At 67.3% G+C, this 14,618-nt stretch carries 7 protein-coding genes; 6 read left to right on the top strand and 1 reads right to left on the bottom strand.

The annotated features are described in order from the left end of the window. The first annotated feature begins 647 nt into the window (after positions 1-647). Positions 648-6,098 (top strand): DEAD/DEAH box helicase, encoded by a 5,451-nt coding sequence (locus GA0070620_RS19040; RefSeq protein WP_172836460.1) that lies wholly within the window; start codon positions 648-650, stop codon positions 6,096-6,098. Positions 6,099-6,758: 660 nt separating this feature from the next. Further along, positions 6,759-8,183 carry a DNA cytosine methyltransferase gene (locus GA0070620_RS19035; protein ID WP_231921857.1) on the top strand — a complete coding sequence of 475 codons (1,425 nt, stop codon included), beginning with the start codon at positions 6,759-6,761 and terminating at the stop codon, positions 8,181-8,183. 4 nt (positions 8,184-8,187) lie between these two features. Here GA0070620_RS19035 and GA0070620_RS19030 read toward each other — a convergent pair whose 3' ends face one another. Then, entirely contained in the window at positions 8,188-8,619 is a 432-nt protein-coding gene (locus tag GA0070620_RS19030; protein WP_231921855.1) for a very short patch repair endonuclease, read from the bottom strand. Between the two features lie 184 nt (positions 8,620-8,803). Here GA0070620_RS19030 and GA0070620_RS19025 point away from each other — a divergent pair, with 184 nt between their 5' ends. From GA0070620_RS19025 to GA0070620_RS19010, 4 genes are all read left to right on the top strand, one after another. Next, positions 8,804-9,922 (top strand): hypothetical protein, encoded by a 1,119-nt coding sequence (locus GA0070620_RS19025; RefSeq protein ID WP_157741661.1) that lies wholly within the window; start codon positions 8,804-8,806, stop codon positions 9,920-9,922. Between the two features lie 217 nt (positions 9,923-10,139). Next, positions 10,140-10,910, top strand: coding sequence for a CBS domain-containing protein (locus tag GA0070620_RS19020; RefSeq protein WP_172836459.1), 771 nt, complete (start codon positions 10,140-10,142; stop codon positions 10,908-10,910). Continuing rightward, positions 10,907-12,070, top strand: coding sequence for a hypothetical protein (locus tag GA0070620_RS19015; protein ID WP_157741660.1), 1,164 nt, complete (start codon positions 10,907-10,909; stop codon positions 12,068-12,070). Before GA0070620_RS19020 ends, GA0070620_RS19015 begins: the two co-directional genes overlap by 4 nt. A 679-nt stretch (positions 12,071-12,749) precedes the next feature. Continuing rightward, positions 12,750-14,618 carry an Hsp70 family protein gene (locus GA0070620_RS19010; protein WP_231921853.1) on the top strand — a complete coding sequence of 623 codons (1,869 nt, stop codon included), beginning with the start codon at positions 12,750-12,752 and terminating at the stop codon, positions 14,616-14,618.

The following is a 14,618-nucleotide window of genomic DNA, read 5'->3' as shown; positions in this document are numbered from 1 at the left end:
CTCGACCGGCTGGCCAGCGAGGACCTCGCAGTGACGTTCGCGTCGCCGCCAAGGCGTAGCCCGGCACTCCCACCGCCGTCCGCCGTGTTGATTTCCTACGACTCCCCGGCCCAGCTTCCCGAACTGGCGAGACGGTTGGGAGCCCGATACGTGCCCTGCTCGGCTCTTCAGCTTGGAAGCAGCATCGCTGTCATCCGGCCAGGGGATGCCGCGGCACCACCGGCCAGCGGAAACGCGACAGTCGAGTGCTACGCGCCCCTCAGGCGGGCGTGGGAGCCAGTATCACCCCGAGCGGCCGGCGCAGGCGAGGGCCTGTACCGTCTGCGCCGCGACGGCCGGATGGCGTACCTGCTGCAGCGTGCCGGCGCCTGGCACCGGACCACCTACGCAGAGGGGATCCATTTCGTGCTTGCCGCGTGTGGCGCCCAGCCCCTGCGCTGGCGGGCTGAGCCTGGTAGGCAACAGGCAGGAACATTTTTCGTAGACTACGGAGCACCACTGCCACCCCTGCAAGCCGCTGCAGCCGCCCTATGCACGGGCCTGCCGCCCCGCTTGACCGACCGCGCCGAAACGGTCGCCTTCGACAACGTGCCCCTCAGCCTGGCACGGCAGCTGGCAGGCTCGCTGGGGCACCGCCTGGAGGAACAATGACGGGACCTGCGAGCCTCGATGCGCTGGCGACCTTCGACGCCCTGCGCGATGCATTGTTTCGCTATTACGACACGCCGTTCGGGCTCAAAGACGAGCGGCTCGTACGCGAGCGCAGGGCGCTCCTCGACCGCGATGGGGGCGCCTGGCGGCGGCCGCTCATTGAAATGCGGCCCGAATACGCCGTCGCTCCGCACGACATCGCAGCCTCCGCGACTGCCGCCGGTGCAGTGCCGGAGCTCGCGGCGTTCGCTGAGTGCGGCCTGATCCCGCCTGGTCGGCCGCTCTACCGACATCAGGAGCAGGCGCTCCACAGCGGATTGACGGCAGGCCGAAACACCGTCGTAACGGCTGGAACCGGTTCGGGCAAAACGGAGGCCTTCGTGCTGCCGATCCTGGCCAGCCTGTTGGCCGAGTCGCGTGCCTGGTCCGGTACCCCGGCGCCACACCGGCCGTGGTGGGAAACCCCTGGAGCGCCGTTCGTGCCGCAACGGCAGGGAGAGACCGGCCGGCCCGCGGCGGTACGCGCGCTCGTGATGTACCCGATGAACGCCCTCGTCGACGACCAGCTCGTCCGGCTTCGCCGCGCGATGGACAGCGTTCCTGCCCGTGCCTGGCTGGACAGCCACCGCAACGGCCACCGCTTCTACTTCGGCCGCTACACAGGCCAGACACCGGTGACCGGAGCACCCGGCAACACCGCCGCCTTGGAGGAGCTGCGCGAAGACCTGCTGCAGACAAGCCGGCGGGGCGCAGCCATCCGCCTAGAAAAGGACCGGGCCTTCATCCCGCAGCTCGATGGGGCGGAGATGCGCTCGCGGTGGGACATGCTCGACGCTCCGCCCGACATCTTGATCACCAACTACTCAATGCTCAACGTCATGTTGCTGCGTGAGCGCGACGCAGTGTTCTTCGACAGCACCCGGCAATGGCTGCAAGACGATCCCTCCGCGCGGTTCACGCTTGTCATCGACGAGCTGCACACATACCGCGGTACGGCCGGCACCGAGGTCGCCTACCTGCTGCGAAACCTCCGCCACCGGCTGGGGCTGTCGGACGAGCCCGAACGAATCCGCGTCCTCGCCGCCTCCGCATCGCTGGATCCGGCCCGGGACGCGGGCTTCCTTGAAGAGTTCTTTGCCCTCCCTCGAGACAGCTTCGACTTCGTCCCCGGCGAGCTCGTACGGCCGACCGCCGCCCAGATCAACGTGTCCGCCCACGCCTCGCGCCTGACGAGGCTGACTGGGCAGGAGGCGCCGGAGGAATGCGCAGCCGCGCTGGCCGAGACCGGCGCCGGCGACGCCTTCGCCGCCGCATGCCTCTCCAACCCAGATGGCACGCCCGCCGCCAGCCCGGTAGCTCAGGAAACGCCGCTGCTCGCACGACGGTTGTTCCCTGCTTGTGAACCAACCCAGCAGGACGCGGCATTGCGCGGCCTGCTCGCCGGCCTACGGGCAGCCGGCACGCTGCCGGGCAGCAAGCTTCCCCGTATCCGGGCACACTTGATGTTCCGCAACGTGCCGGGTATCTGGGCCTGCACCAACGCGGGCTGCACCGCAGTCGACGACGACGCCCGGGACGGGCGGACCGTCGGTCGGCTCTACGCCCAACCGGCAACCCGGTGTCACTGCGGCAGCCGCGTGCTGGAGCTGCTGTACTGCCAGACCTGCGGCGACGTCCTACTGGGCGGCTTCGCCCCTGAGGACGAATTGTCCAAGCGCTCCATCGACACCTTCCTCCTTGCCGACGTGCCCGACCTGTCGAAGCTGCCGGACCAGGTTGTCCTCAACCCGACCGCCGCCAACTACATCGTTTACTGGCCCCGCACCGGCCCATTGGAGACCGACCGCCGTTGGACGGCTGACGGCGGCACGGTCACCTACGAATACCGGCGCAGTCACCTAGACCCGGCGACCGGGCGGCTGTCCAACGGCGAGCGCGGCTCCACCGGATGGAGCTTCCACATCAGCGCCGCAGGGCCGCGCCGCAGTATGGCGACGGTCGGCGCTGACAGACTGCAGCCGTTCCCGACCCGATGCCCTTCATGTGGGGATGACTGGGAGATCCGCCGCGACCGCAACGGTGCCCTGCCGCTCACCGACCGGCGCCGCCAGCGGTCCCCTATCCGCACCATGCGCACCGGTTTCGAAAAGATCAATCAGGTCCTCATCACGCAGATGGCCGGGCACCTGCCGGTCGAGGAACGCAAGAGCATCATCTTCTCGGACAGCCGCCAGGATGCGGCGAAGCTGGCCGCGGGCATTGGGCTGCGTCACTATCAGGACCTGTTGCGGCTGCTGCTATACCGGCGAGTCACCCAACCCGCAGCAAGCGGTGGCGACCTCGAGCTCGCCCGAAGGCACTACCAGGAGGGGCCACGAGACGCCGACACGTGGGCCGCAGTGGCCCGGCTTCGCCAGCGCAACGCCGCCAGCTTCCAGTCTCTATGCGACATCTGGGAGAGAGCGCCCCACGCTGACCCGACGTCAGAACCCGCGCTGCGAAGCGATCTAGCCGCCGCGCCCAGCGTCGAAGACCTTGCCCGAGACCTGGCCCGCGACCTGCTGGCCATGGGAATCAACCCTGGAGGACCAAAGGCGTCGTTGCAAGCCGACCGGAACGACCAGCCCTGGACTGCCCTCTACCAGTGGACCGGCCAGGACCCTGTCCAAGCCAGCAACTTGAGCGCTAACCAGCAGGCCCTCCTCGATGACATTCAACAGGAACTGCGACAGGAGATGCTCGAAGGCCTCTTTTCCGGCGCCGGCCGCGACTTCGAGTCCCTCGGCCTGGGCTGGCTCGCGCTTCAGGAGGACACCGAAGACATCGACCTAGCCCCGGACAGCGCTCGCGCTGTAGCTCGGGCGAGCCTTCGCGTACTGGCCCAGATGCGCCGGTTTACCGGCTTGCGGGACGGCTCTATCCAGCCCCCAGCGCGGCTGCGGAAGTTCTGGGAGGCGGCAGCCCGGGAACTCCGAAGCACTACAGCAGCCGTCGAACAAGTCGTCCGCGCCGCGTGGGGAGACGCCGTCGTCGAGTACGTAATTCGACCAGAGCGGGTCACCCTGCGGCCACCGGGCAAGGGCGCGTGGCGATGCCAGTCGTGCCGTCGCCAGCACCTGGCGCGCGGCATTGGCGTCTGCACTGGCTGTCAACGACGTCTCCCTATCGAACCAGAACCGGTGTCACACGAAGACGACTACTACACGTGGAAGGCGGCCAACGAGCAGGGCATGTTCCGCCTGGCGTGTGCCGAGCTGACCGGCCAGACCGGCAGGGTGGAGTCCCAGGCACGCCAAGCCCGGTTTCAGGGCATCTTCCTTGGCGGCACGGGAGAGCCCCCGCTGCCGTACGGGATCGACCTACTGTCGGTAACAACCACGATGGAAGCAGGGGTTGACATCGGTGACCTGTCGGCCGTCGTCATGGCGAACATGCCCCCCACTCGATTCAACTACCAGCAGCGCGTCGGCCGTGCAGGCCGCCGCGGCGCACCAGTTGCGGTTGCCCTCACTGTCTGTCGCGGGCGGAGCCACGACGAGTACTACTTCGACCGCCCTGACCTGATCACCAATGAGCCCACGCCGGCGCCGTACCTGGCCCTCGACCGGCCCGAGATCTTCCGGAGGGTCCTCGCTGCAGAGGTCCTGCGGATGGCGTTCGCGAGCCTTGGACCCGCGCTCGTAGCCAACCAGGTCCTGTCCGATCTCACCAACAACTCTCATGGCCAGTTCGGGCCGGCCACCGACTGGCAGCGCGCCCGCCACCACGTGGTGGGCTGGATCGAGCAGAACCGGCACAGCGTCGATGCTGCCGCCCGCGCCCTCGCTGCCCGCTGCCACGGCGACGTCACCAGGTTCGACACCGGAGCCTGGATGCCGGCATTGTTGGACCGCATCAGCGACGTCGCCGCCCAGGACAGCGGGCACCCAGACCTGAGCCAACGGCTCGCCGAATCCGGCGTACTGCCGATGTTCGGCTTCCCCAGCCGGGTTCGCTATCTCCACCTGCGCAAGCCCACCCGGTCCTACCCATGGCCACCACCGGCCACGATCGACCGCGACGTCGCCATCGCCGTGTCTCAATTCGCCCCGATGAGCGAAGTTGTTCGCGACGGCTGGGTTTACCCGGCGGTCGGCGTCTGCGCGTTCGACCCGGTGATGCCCCGCCCCCGCGCCGTCGCGGAACCGCTCGCCACACCGCGGTTCGTCGGCATCTGCAAGACCTGCTCGCATCTAGAACAGCTGGCGGAGCGGCCGGACCCTACGAGCGGCCCAGACACCTGCCCGCGATGCGGCGCCCTGCAACCTGCTTACCGGCCGACTGAACTACGGGAGCCCCTCGGCTTCCGCGCCGGGTACCGCCGCGACTTCGACGGCAACTTCACATGGTCGCCCCGCACAATGGCGGCGCGCGCTCACGCCACCCTGGCAGACCTCAGGCACCACGCGGAGGGCGCTGCCGTCGCGTACAGCGGTCCCGGGACCCGTTACACGGTCAACGACAACGGCGGCCGGATGTTCGACCTCACGCCGGTGAGCGGCAGCTGGCTGGGATATCTCTCGCCGGACGCGGTCAACGGAAACCTCGTCCGCAACGAGAATGCATCCGGCGACCCCATCCAGGTCGCCCTGGGCGCCGTACAGGCCACCGACTTCCTCTTCGCCGGCATTGCGCCCGGCTGCCGATTCCCCGGGCTGCGGCTCACGCTGGATCAAGGGCTGCAGCAGCCAAGCGGCGCGCCCGATGAAACAGCCGGACGGCGGGCTGCCTGGTACTCGTTGGCCTTCCTGCTACGCGCCGCCGCCGCCAGCTATCTCGACATCCAGCCGCAAGAGCTGAGCGCGGGCATCTACACCGGCACCGATGACGATGGGCAACCCGTCACGTACGCCTTCCTCGCCGACACTCTCGAGAATGGCGCCGGCTTCAGCACTCACCTCGGAACGCCAGGCACTTTTACCCCCTTCCTTCACCACGTGGAGCACCGGCTCACGGAGTTCGAAGCCCCCGGGCATGCCGCAGCCTGCACCGGCTCCTGCTACCGATGCCTACGCGACTACTCCAACATGGCCTACCACACACTGCTCGACTGGCGCCTGGCGCGCGACCTGTTCGGCCTGCTTCGGGCACGTCAACTCGCTCCGAACGGCGAGACAGAGGGGCGGGCCCTCGCCGCGTGGGCGACAACGTACCGAGCCCAAGTGCTCGACGGCGTGCCGGTGCCGACCGCAGTGTTCAGTCACCCCGCCCACGGCCGTATCGCGATCATCGCCAAGCATCCGTTGGAGGCCTACGACACAGAGTCCGCCAGCGACCGCCTCACCTACGCGGCCACCGCTGCTCGTGACATTGTCCCCGAACTCGACGCCATTGTCGCCGCCGACAGCTACGCACTCGACCGCGCGCCCGGATACCTGATGGGTGCCCTAGCGCGGATATCGAGTTGAGCACTTCGACTCGAATCCCCGGTCGACGCCAGGCATCCCGCGGCGACGCCTCGGCCAGGGGTGCGGGTCGGGTAGCGGTGGTTGAGCCGAAGCAGGCCGCGCGGTGCTGCCGCGGCTAGGCGACGAGGCAGCGATCCTCGGCAAGCTCGTCCTTGCCCCGGGGGCCAGCCCGACCGGCGTGGTTACCGCCTGCCCGGTGCGAGGGCCCTACCCTGGCCCTAGGGCAGATCAGGCATGCGCATTCGGGTGCCCGCACCGGGCGGCCGCTACCGTGACCTTCTCACCCCGGAGTTTCTGGTACAGGCCGTGACCAGACGCACACCTACTGCCCAGGAGCGATTACGCACGCCTGTCTCGACGAGCATCGTCCCGCCGTTATCGGCGCAGGCTGCCGCTCCTAACAGGGGATCCGGGGCGCTCATCGCTGCCAGTGCCGGCCGGCGCATCCAGCACGCCCGCCGATCACCATCGAGGCGAGGGCTTGTGCCGGCAGGCAGCCGAGCCAGATGTCGACTTGTCGAACGGGTGTAGGAGAGGATCAAATATGGCAGGCGCGTCATCCGGCGCGGCGGCCGCTCCTCGTGCGCGGCCAGGACCAGAATTGGGCCTGTAGTGACACCGCGCGAACGCGGCGTGACGAGACGGGTCGAAGGGGGCTGCGTGGTCACGCAACTGGCACTGCCATTGCCGGGACTCGAAGCCGACGAGGCGCCGCGCGCTCAAGTCGATTTCCTGCCCGCACAACAGCCACGCGTACTGGACCTGTTTGCTGGGGCCGGCGGCCTCTCCCAGGGGTTCCAGCAGGCCGGCTTCGAGATCGTGGGCGCCAGCGATATCGACCCGGACGCCTGCGCTACATTCGCCGTCAACTTCCCGGACGCGCAAGCCATTTGTGGTGATATCAGACTACCTGAGGTTCACGAAAGCATCCTCGACGCCGGACGGGGTGTCGACGTTGTCGTTGGTGGCCCGCCATGCCAAGCCTTCTCGCAAGTCCGGAACCACTCAAGAATCATCGACGATCCACGCAACTCCCTATACCGGGAGTTCGTCAAGACAGTCGGAGAGATCCGGCCGCTCGCGTTCGTCATGGAGAACGTTCCGGGAATGGCCCAGATGGGCGTGCTGGAGCAAGTCAAAGAAGACCTGGAGCTTGGCGGAGCCTACAATGTCCAGCCGAATATGCTCGACGCCGCTGACTTCGGTGTTCCGCAGACCCGCAAGCGCCTAGTCTTCGTCGGCTTGCGAAGCGACCTGGGCAGGACTCCGCCACTGTTCAAGGGAACCGAAGCGACCCTTTATCTCGCCCTCGTTCGCCAAGCTAAGGGCAAGTATTCTATCGAGACGCGCCGAGACGAAGTGCGTGCGGCTGCCCTGCTGAAGGCCCTGGAAGACCCAGATGACCCTACCGTCGTCTCAGCCGGCCAGGCGCTCTCAGATCTTCGAAACCTCAAGGCGGGGCGACGCGAGGAAGCGATGCCCATCGGGGAGATGAAGGAGGCCGAATCCGCATACCAGCGCCTGATGCGGAAACAGTTAGAGGATAAGATTTGGAACGTCAGTGTCCCTAGAATAAACTCGGACACGGTCACGCGGCTAAAGGGCATTCCGGCCGGCGGCAACCATCGGGACCTCACTGAGGCCTTGACCGCTCGCTACATCAGTGGCGAGAAGTGGGGGCCGAGCACTGACAGCGGCAAGCTCGGGCGGGCCCACTTCTACGCATATCGTCGCCTACACCCTGGCCTGTGGGCTTGGACGCTAAACACCAAGGCCGACTCGGCTTATCACTATCGGATGCCACGCGCCCTCAGCGTCAGGGAGTTCGCGCGTCTTCAGTCCTTCCCTGACCACTTCGTGTTTACTACCGATCCACGGCGTGGACCCCTCCCCGGACGCATTGACGGCGGCCAGGCGCACTCTCGCTACCGGCAGGTAGGCAACGCCGTGCCGCCGCTGCTGGCAGAGGCCATTGCGCAAAGGGTGAAAACGCTCATCGGCGCTCGTCTTGAGCAGGGCGAACAGGCGACGACACCACCAAGTTCCGAGGCGCCGCCAGCCCGTCCTGCTACGGCCAGTGCCTAGCCCCTTACTGTCGCAGGTCAGGCCGCCCCAGCGCCCGAAGCGCGTCGGAGACAGTCCGGGTAACGCCAGCAAGGTCATCCTTGACCTGCATATCCCAGATCCTCAGGACCGTCCAGCCCGCAGCCGTCAGCGCGGCATCGTTGCTTCGATCCCGCTCCTGGTTCCGCGCGATTTTATCTCGCCAGTACTCACTGGCCAACTCAGGCTTAAAGTGATCTGGATGGCCGTGCCAGAAAACGCCGTCAACAAATATCGCCAGGCGCCAGCGCGTATAAGCGATGTCCGGCTTTCCGGGGAGGGACGCCAGATGGATTCGATAGCCAGTCGCGCCCGAGGTCCGCAATGCCTGCCGGAGCATCAGCTCCGGCTTGGTGTTCTTGGACCGGATGGCGGCCATCACCCGTGAGCGCCCCGGCTTAGACAAGTGGTCGGGCATGGTTCCGTACATTCCGTCCGGGTCTGCTGCATCCGACCCAAGCGGGGCAGGTGACAAGACCCCAAGCTCGCATGTTAGTTACTGGGCAACTATGGCACAACGCCCGCCGCGTGCCACACCTGTACCCGGGCAACCGCCTGCCTGAGGGACGCCGAAGCATGGACATGCCTAGTACTCTCGGCGAGTGGTTGTAGATCAGGTGACCATACCGGGGCTGGGCGACGCGCCCCCCGTGGCCTCGACGAGTGAGGCCAGTGCCCGCGCCTTCGGCGAGGAGAACCGCGCCCGGCTCCTGGACCGGTACTTCTCAAGCGCCGAAGCGGTTAGCCCGAAGAACGCCTGGCGGCACGTCTACCGCCTGCTGCTCTGGATCGACCGCACCACAGGGCTGGCTCACTGTTACGAAAGCGACAAGTGCCAGCCCGGCCGCCCCTGGTACGCACGCAGCCTCGCCTTCCATGTCTGGACAGCAGAGGCGCTGGCGGTCGCACCGGGCGAGCTCGACAAGCACATCGACTACCTGTTCCGGCACGCCACCGCTGATCTTGCGCATGTCGCCGCCCGGAACCGCGCGCGGTTGCTGGATACCGTCTCCGGCCAACGCCGGCCCTACGAGGGCATGGCCTTGCCCGAGCCGGGCGAGGACCCCGAGCTCGAGTCGATCATTACTGAAGCGCTTGATCCGTTCCTCGCGCAGCGGCCATCAGCACCCGCTCTTAGGTCGCTGGCCGAGCGGGTCTACGCCCACGTCGGCCTTGAGAACAAGCGTAAGAACTTGGTCGGCGAAGGCTTCGAAGACACCGTGAGCGCACTCCTGACCCGCATCCCGGCCATCGCCAACACCCACACCATTCGCGTCCGCCCGCTACTACACCACGTCCCGGGGTTTCGGAAGCCAAGGGCCAACAGCAAGCCCCGGCAGGTAGATCTCGCCCTCGTTAACGAAGCCACCGGCAGGCGGACACTCGTCTCCTGCAAGTGGAGTGTGAGAAGTGACCGCGAGGAGCAGTTCGTCAGCGATTTCCGAGACTACGCCGAGCTTGAGGAGGCTGGCGAAGACTTCGACTATGTACTCATTACCAATGAGTTCGATCCCGCCAGGCTCGCTGCGGCCTGCGAGGTCCGCCGCCAGAACAGCCCCTTGTTCTCGGCCGTCGTTCACGTTAACCCGGCTGGCCCGCACGCCGCATATACGGCCCCCGTTCCTGCCCGCGGTAGGGGCGTCGGCCGGGCGCTAGGGCATATGGAATCTGGACGTCTCGTCGGCCTGGATAGCTGGCTGACGGGGGTAGCCGACCGCTAGCTTCCAGCTGTCAGCAGATGGGCGCCGCCGCAAAGCTCATCTAGCAGATTGACATGACATAAAAGATGGTCTCCATCGGTCGGCGTGCGCAAGGCGCGGCTCTCTGCAGTGAGCCGGCAGGCAACCAGGACCCCCGGCGGCAGCAGCGTCCCGACCAGGAGTCAAAGGCTCCGGCACGTAGAGAGTCGCCAGGGAAGGGCACGGCTAACCCCCCATGATGCCGCAGCATCACTTCCTCCGTGTGGGCCAAGTGGTGCCGACTGACCAAGAGGTTGCAACCGTTGAGATCGCTACGCCGGTCTCGGACGCGCTCGCGCTGATGGCCCGTCACGGCTTCGACCAAATGCCGGTGACGTCCAACGGCATCGTGGTCGGCGTCTTCAGCTACCGGTCGCTTGCGCTCAACCTGGGCATTGTGCGGCGCCAGGACAGCGCCCTGTCCTATCCGGTCGGCGACTTCCTCGAAGACCTAACCTTCGTCAGGTCCGGCTCCGAGGTCGAAGACGCGTTGGAGGCGATCCACCACCAAGGGGCAGTGTTAGTGGGTGATGAGGAGCGGCTGCTCGCCGTTGTCACCACCGCCGACATAAGCAGCTACCTGTGGAACGCAACAAGACAATTCATGATCGTGCGCGACGTCGAGCTGGCCACTCGCTATCTGGCCCAACGGGCATGCGCGACCGACGACGAACTCCGAGCGCTTGTCGCCGCCGTTCGGCCCGCAGGGCTGGACGGCGTCCCGCCCGACCGCCTGGAGGACCTGACGTTCGGTGAGTTGATCTCTGTCATTAACGGCCCAGAGCGCTTCGGTCGAGTCTTTAGCCGGACGTTCGGCAGTAGCCGCGAGCTCGTCTTCTCCATGCTCGAGCCCGTGCGCGACGTCCGTAACAAGGTCTTTCATTTTCGTGATGCAGTGACGCCGGACGAGGTTAACCTTGTCATGAACGCCCGGGTATGGCTGCAGCGCAGAGTCAGGATGGTGCAGTGACTGCTCGCGTTTCTGCCCAAGTCCTTCTGGCTGCGCGGCTGAACCGTGTCCGGCACGTGCGCCACATCGTGTTGCGTGCTCCTGTCGGTTCCGGTGTCACCCAGACACTTGCCGACGTGATTGCCCGCACCGCCACTGACGGCTTCGTCCTGGTCGTGTCGTCGCGTCGTGCGCTGCTCGAGCAGTGGGCCTATGTCCTTGAGAGCCACGACGTTGCGCCTGTACGCGTCCTCAAGTCCGACCTAGCGCTGGAGCTTGCCGGCCGGCCACCGGCCGAACCCCACCGCGGTATCTTCCTCACCACCGCCCTAGATATCCGCCGCGGACCCGTAAGGGTCGCGATGAAGTCACTACCCCTGGCCCTAGCTGTCCTCGAAGCTGGTCCTCGGCCGGACAACGCAGCGCTTCCTGCTGTCCTCGACATTGTTGATCAGGCTCGCCAGACCATCGTCGTAGACCAGGGGCTGAGCCGCGTTATGCCCGCATGGCTCCATCACCCCTCGGTGGTTGAACTCACCCTGGCAGAGGTCATCGCCATGAGCGGTGAGCGGCACGCCAACCCCGAGACATACTCAGTGCCCCTTAGCCCCGCCGAGCGCTCGATCTTCGAACAGGCAGCAAGGTTGCTGGACAAGCGAGACGGCAGGCGCAGCCGCCCCGCCGTGCACTCGGCATTAATGAGACTCCTCAGTACTAGTCGTGAGGCGAGCCCAGGCGACACAGGCGAGATTGACGTGGCGTGGAACCTCGTTGACTCTCTCGAAGGCCTCGGCCCAGACCCCCGGCTGATCGCGATGACGGAGACGGTCCTGCAACAACGCCGCTTCGGCCCCGTCATCGTGGTAACCGGATCCCTGCGTGCTGAGGTCGAGTATGTTCGCGACCACCTGGCCGCCCAGGGTGTCCGCACCGAACCGTTGACGTTGCATGAGGTGCCGGAAGCCAGGGCGGCTACGTCCGGCGACAGCCCGTCTCCTGTCATCGTCGCGACCCGCAACGGCCTCGAGACCAACGAGTCACTACTACAGGACGCCACGCTGGTGTACTTCACCACGCCGCGGAGCAACACGGATGATGCATGGCTCCTGAGCGCACTGCACACCGGCGCCGTCCGTGCGGCGATCATCCCAATCGAGAAGCCGTCAGCAGAGGCGCAGTAGCTCACTGCACAGGGCTATGACGACACTCGGTGAGCTACAACTCTGCTGCTCTCCGCGACCCAGGTGGGGTCTAGGTTCGTCGAGTTCGCGATCAAGATGCTCTACGCGCAGGGCGCCTGATCAGGCCCGCGTCCCCTTGGCCTTACCGGAAGCCAGGATGCTCTTCGAGTGAGATCCGCCAACGGCCGGACCGCACGCTCTGGCCCAGCGCCGCCTGTGGATAACTCGGCGGGTCTGTGGATAACTCATCCGCTCGCTCAGATCTGTCGTAGGAGTGAACGCCCGGCAGGCCCGCGCCCTACAGGCGCAGGGCCGGTCGATAAGAGGCGGCCCGAGCCATGGGTGGCCCTGACTGCTGGTGTCGGTTAACGATGCTTGGTTCCTCGGTGCGTTGACAGCGAGATGGATTGGCCCCTGAACATCGGACGCGGTGACCAGTGGCCGAGCGTCTGCGGGCGGTGCTGTGGGTATCCGAACTGCAGGCAGGGAAGGGGGCCAGCATGACGATTCCCGGCGCGGCTTCTGGGAAGGCGACGCTGATCCGGCTCGGGCCCGGGTTGTGGTGCCTGTCGGTGATTGGAGGATGACGTCACAGTGATCCTCATGTTTGACTATGGAGATGCGTGCGGGGGATGTGCGGCTGTCGATCGACTGCGGCAGTGCCAGCACCGTCGCGGTCTTGGCTTGGGCTGACGGCAGCGCCTCGGCCTTGCCGTTCGATGGGGCGCCGTACCTGCCGAGCGCTGTGTACGTGGCTGGCGGCGGGCAGGTGTGGACGGGGCAGCAGGCCCGGCAGGGCGCCGGTGAGCAGTCGGGCACGTTGGTTCCGAGCCCGCGGCGCCCGGCCGACGATGACCTGACGGTCGACGGCATGCGGGTGGATGCGCTGGATCTGGCGGCGGCGCCGCTGCGCAGGGTCGCGGCCGAAGCGGAGCGGGTCGTCGGTGAGCCGGTGCTGGATGTGCGGGTGGTGGTGCCGGCGGGGTGGGGGCCGCGGCGGCGTACCTGGATGCGGCAGGTCGCGCACCGGGCCGGGTTGCCGCAGCCGCGGCTGGTGGAGGCCCCGGTGGCCGTCGCGGAGTACCTGCTGGCCACCGGTGTGCGGTGGCCGGTCGGATCGTTTGTGGTGGTGTGTGACGTCGGTGCGGGCGCGGAGGTGACGGTCCTGCGGCGGGGCCCGGCCGGGTTCGAGGTCCTAGCGACCCTCGCTGACCCGGCCGCCGGTGGTACCGCCGTCGACCATGCGCTCGCCGTTGCCATTACCGGTGAGCAGGACGTGCCCGGCGGTGGGGGCGATTGGTCGGTGCTGCAGAGTGTTCGCGCCGCGAAGGAGGCCTTGGCCGTGCATCCGGCGGTGACGGTGCCGCTTCCCGGCCGGCCGCCGGTCGTCGTGAACAGCGCCATGTTCGAGGACGCCGCCCGCCCTGTCGCGCGGCGGGTCGCGGAGCTGACGGGCGAGGCGATCGCCGCCGCCGAACTCACCGCCGCCGACCTGGCGGGTGTTTACTGCGTCGGCGGCAGCGCCTCCATGCCGCAACTGGCGACGGCTATCGCCGAGCAGACGGGTGTCACACCCACGGTTGTCTCCGAGCCCGGGTTGGCCGCCGCCCGGGGTGCCGCGGACGCGGGTGCCGCGGGTGCGGGTGCCGCGGGTGCGGGTGCCGCGGGTGCGGTGACGTCCGGCGTGGTGGAGGTGGCGGTGCCGCCGGTGCGGCGCGCCGTGACGATCGCGGTACCGGGCTTCGCGTCCCTGGCTCTGATCTGGCAGTGCCTGATGACCGCGGAGCAGCACAGCGCCCTGACCGTGCACTACTGGGTGAGCGTGAACTGGGGCGAGTTGACGATGGCGGCGGTGTTCGCGTTGCTGGCGTGCCTGGCCGCGGGGACGGTCCTCGGGGCTCTGATCGCCGCACGCAGCCCTACACCGGGCACCCGGACCGAGGGTGGGAGGGTCAGCGTCGGCATTCTCGCCGCGGTGTCTCTGGGCGCGGCGATCGCCGGCCTTTACGGGGTGGTCGCCAGCCAGTATCTCGGCCAGCCGGTGGGCCGGTTCCTGAGTTGGGCGTTGTGGCCGATCGCGCCGATCGTGGTGATGGCCGTGGCGATGGCGGTGGTCGCCGCCCGGCAGTGGCGTGCCCCGCACGGCGGATGGTCGGCGCTGCTGGCCGCGCCGACCGGCTCGGTCGTCGCCGCCGCCCTCGGCATGGGCTTGATTCAGTACTCCTTGACCGCTGACCGGTGGCCTGATCTGGTGTTGTGGATCGACATCGCCGGTCGTGTCGGTGGACTACTCCTCGGCGTGGGGGTGGCCATGGCGGTGGTGGGCCCGTTGATGTTCCGTATCATCCTCGCCGCGCCGCTCGCGGTGATCGCGGCAGCGATCGTCAGTAGTCGGGCCGCCGGGGTTCTCGCCGTCATCTACGCGATCGCTGTGGCGATGTGGTGGGCGGCGCGGCTGTGGACCCGCATCCTCCGCCCCGTCCAGCCCCTACACGACGGGGCGCCAGCGGTGTTGCCAATCGGTGTGCCGCCGGGCGGAGGTGGGTGA

Origin of the sequence: Micromonospora krabiensis, from assembly GCF_900091425.1 — a bacterium.
Classification (GTDB): Bacteria; Actinomycetota; Actinomycetes; order Mycobacteriales; family Micromonosporaceae; genus Micromonospora; species Micromonospora krabiensis.
Note: the sequence above shows the minus strand (reverse complement) of the source record. Positions and strands in the feature narration are given on the sequence as shown.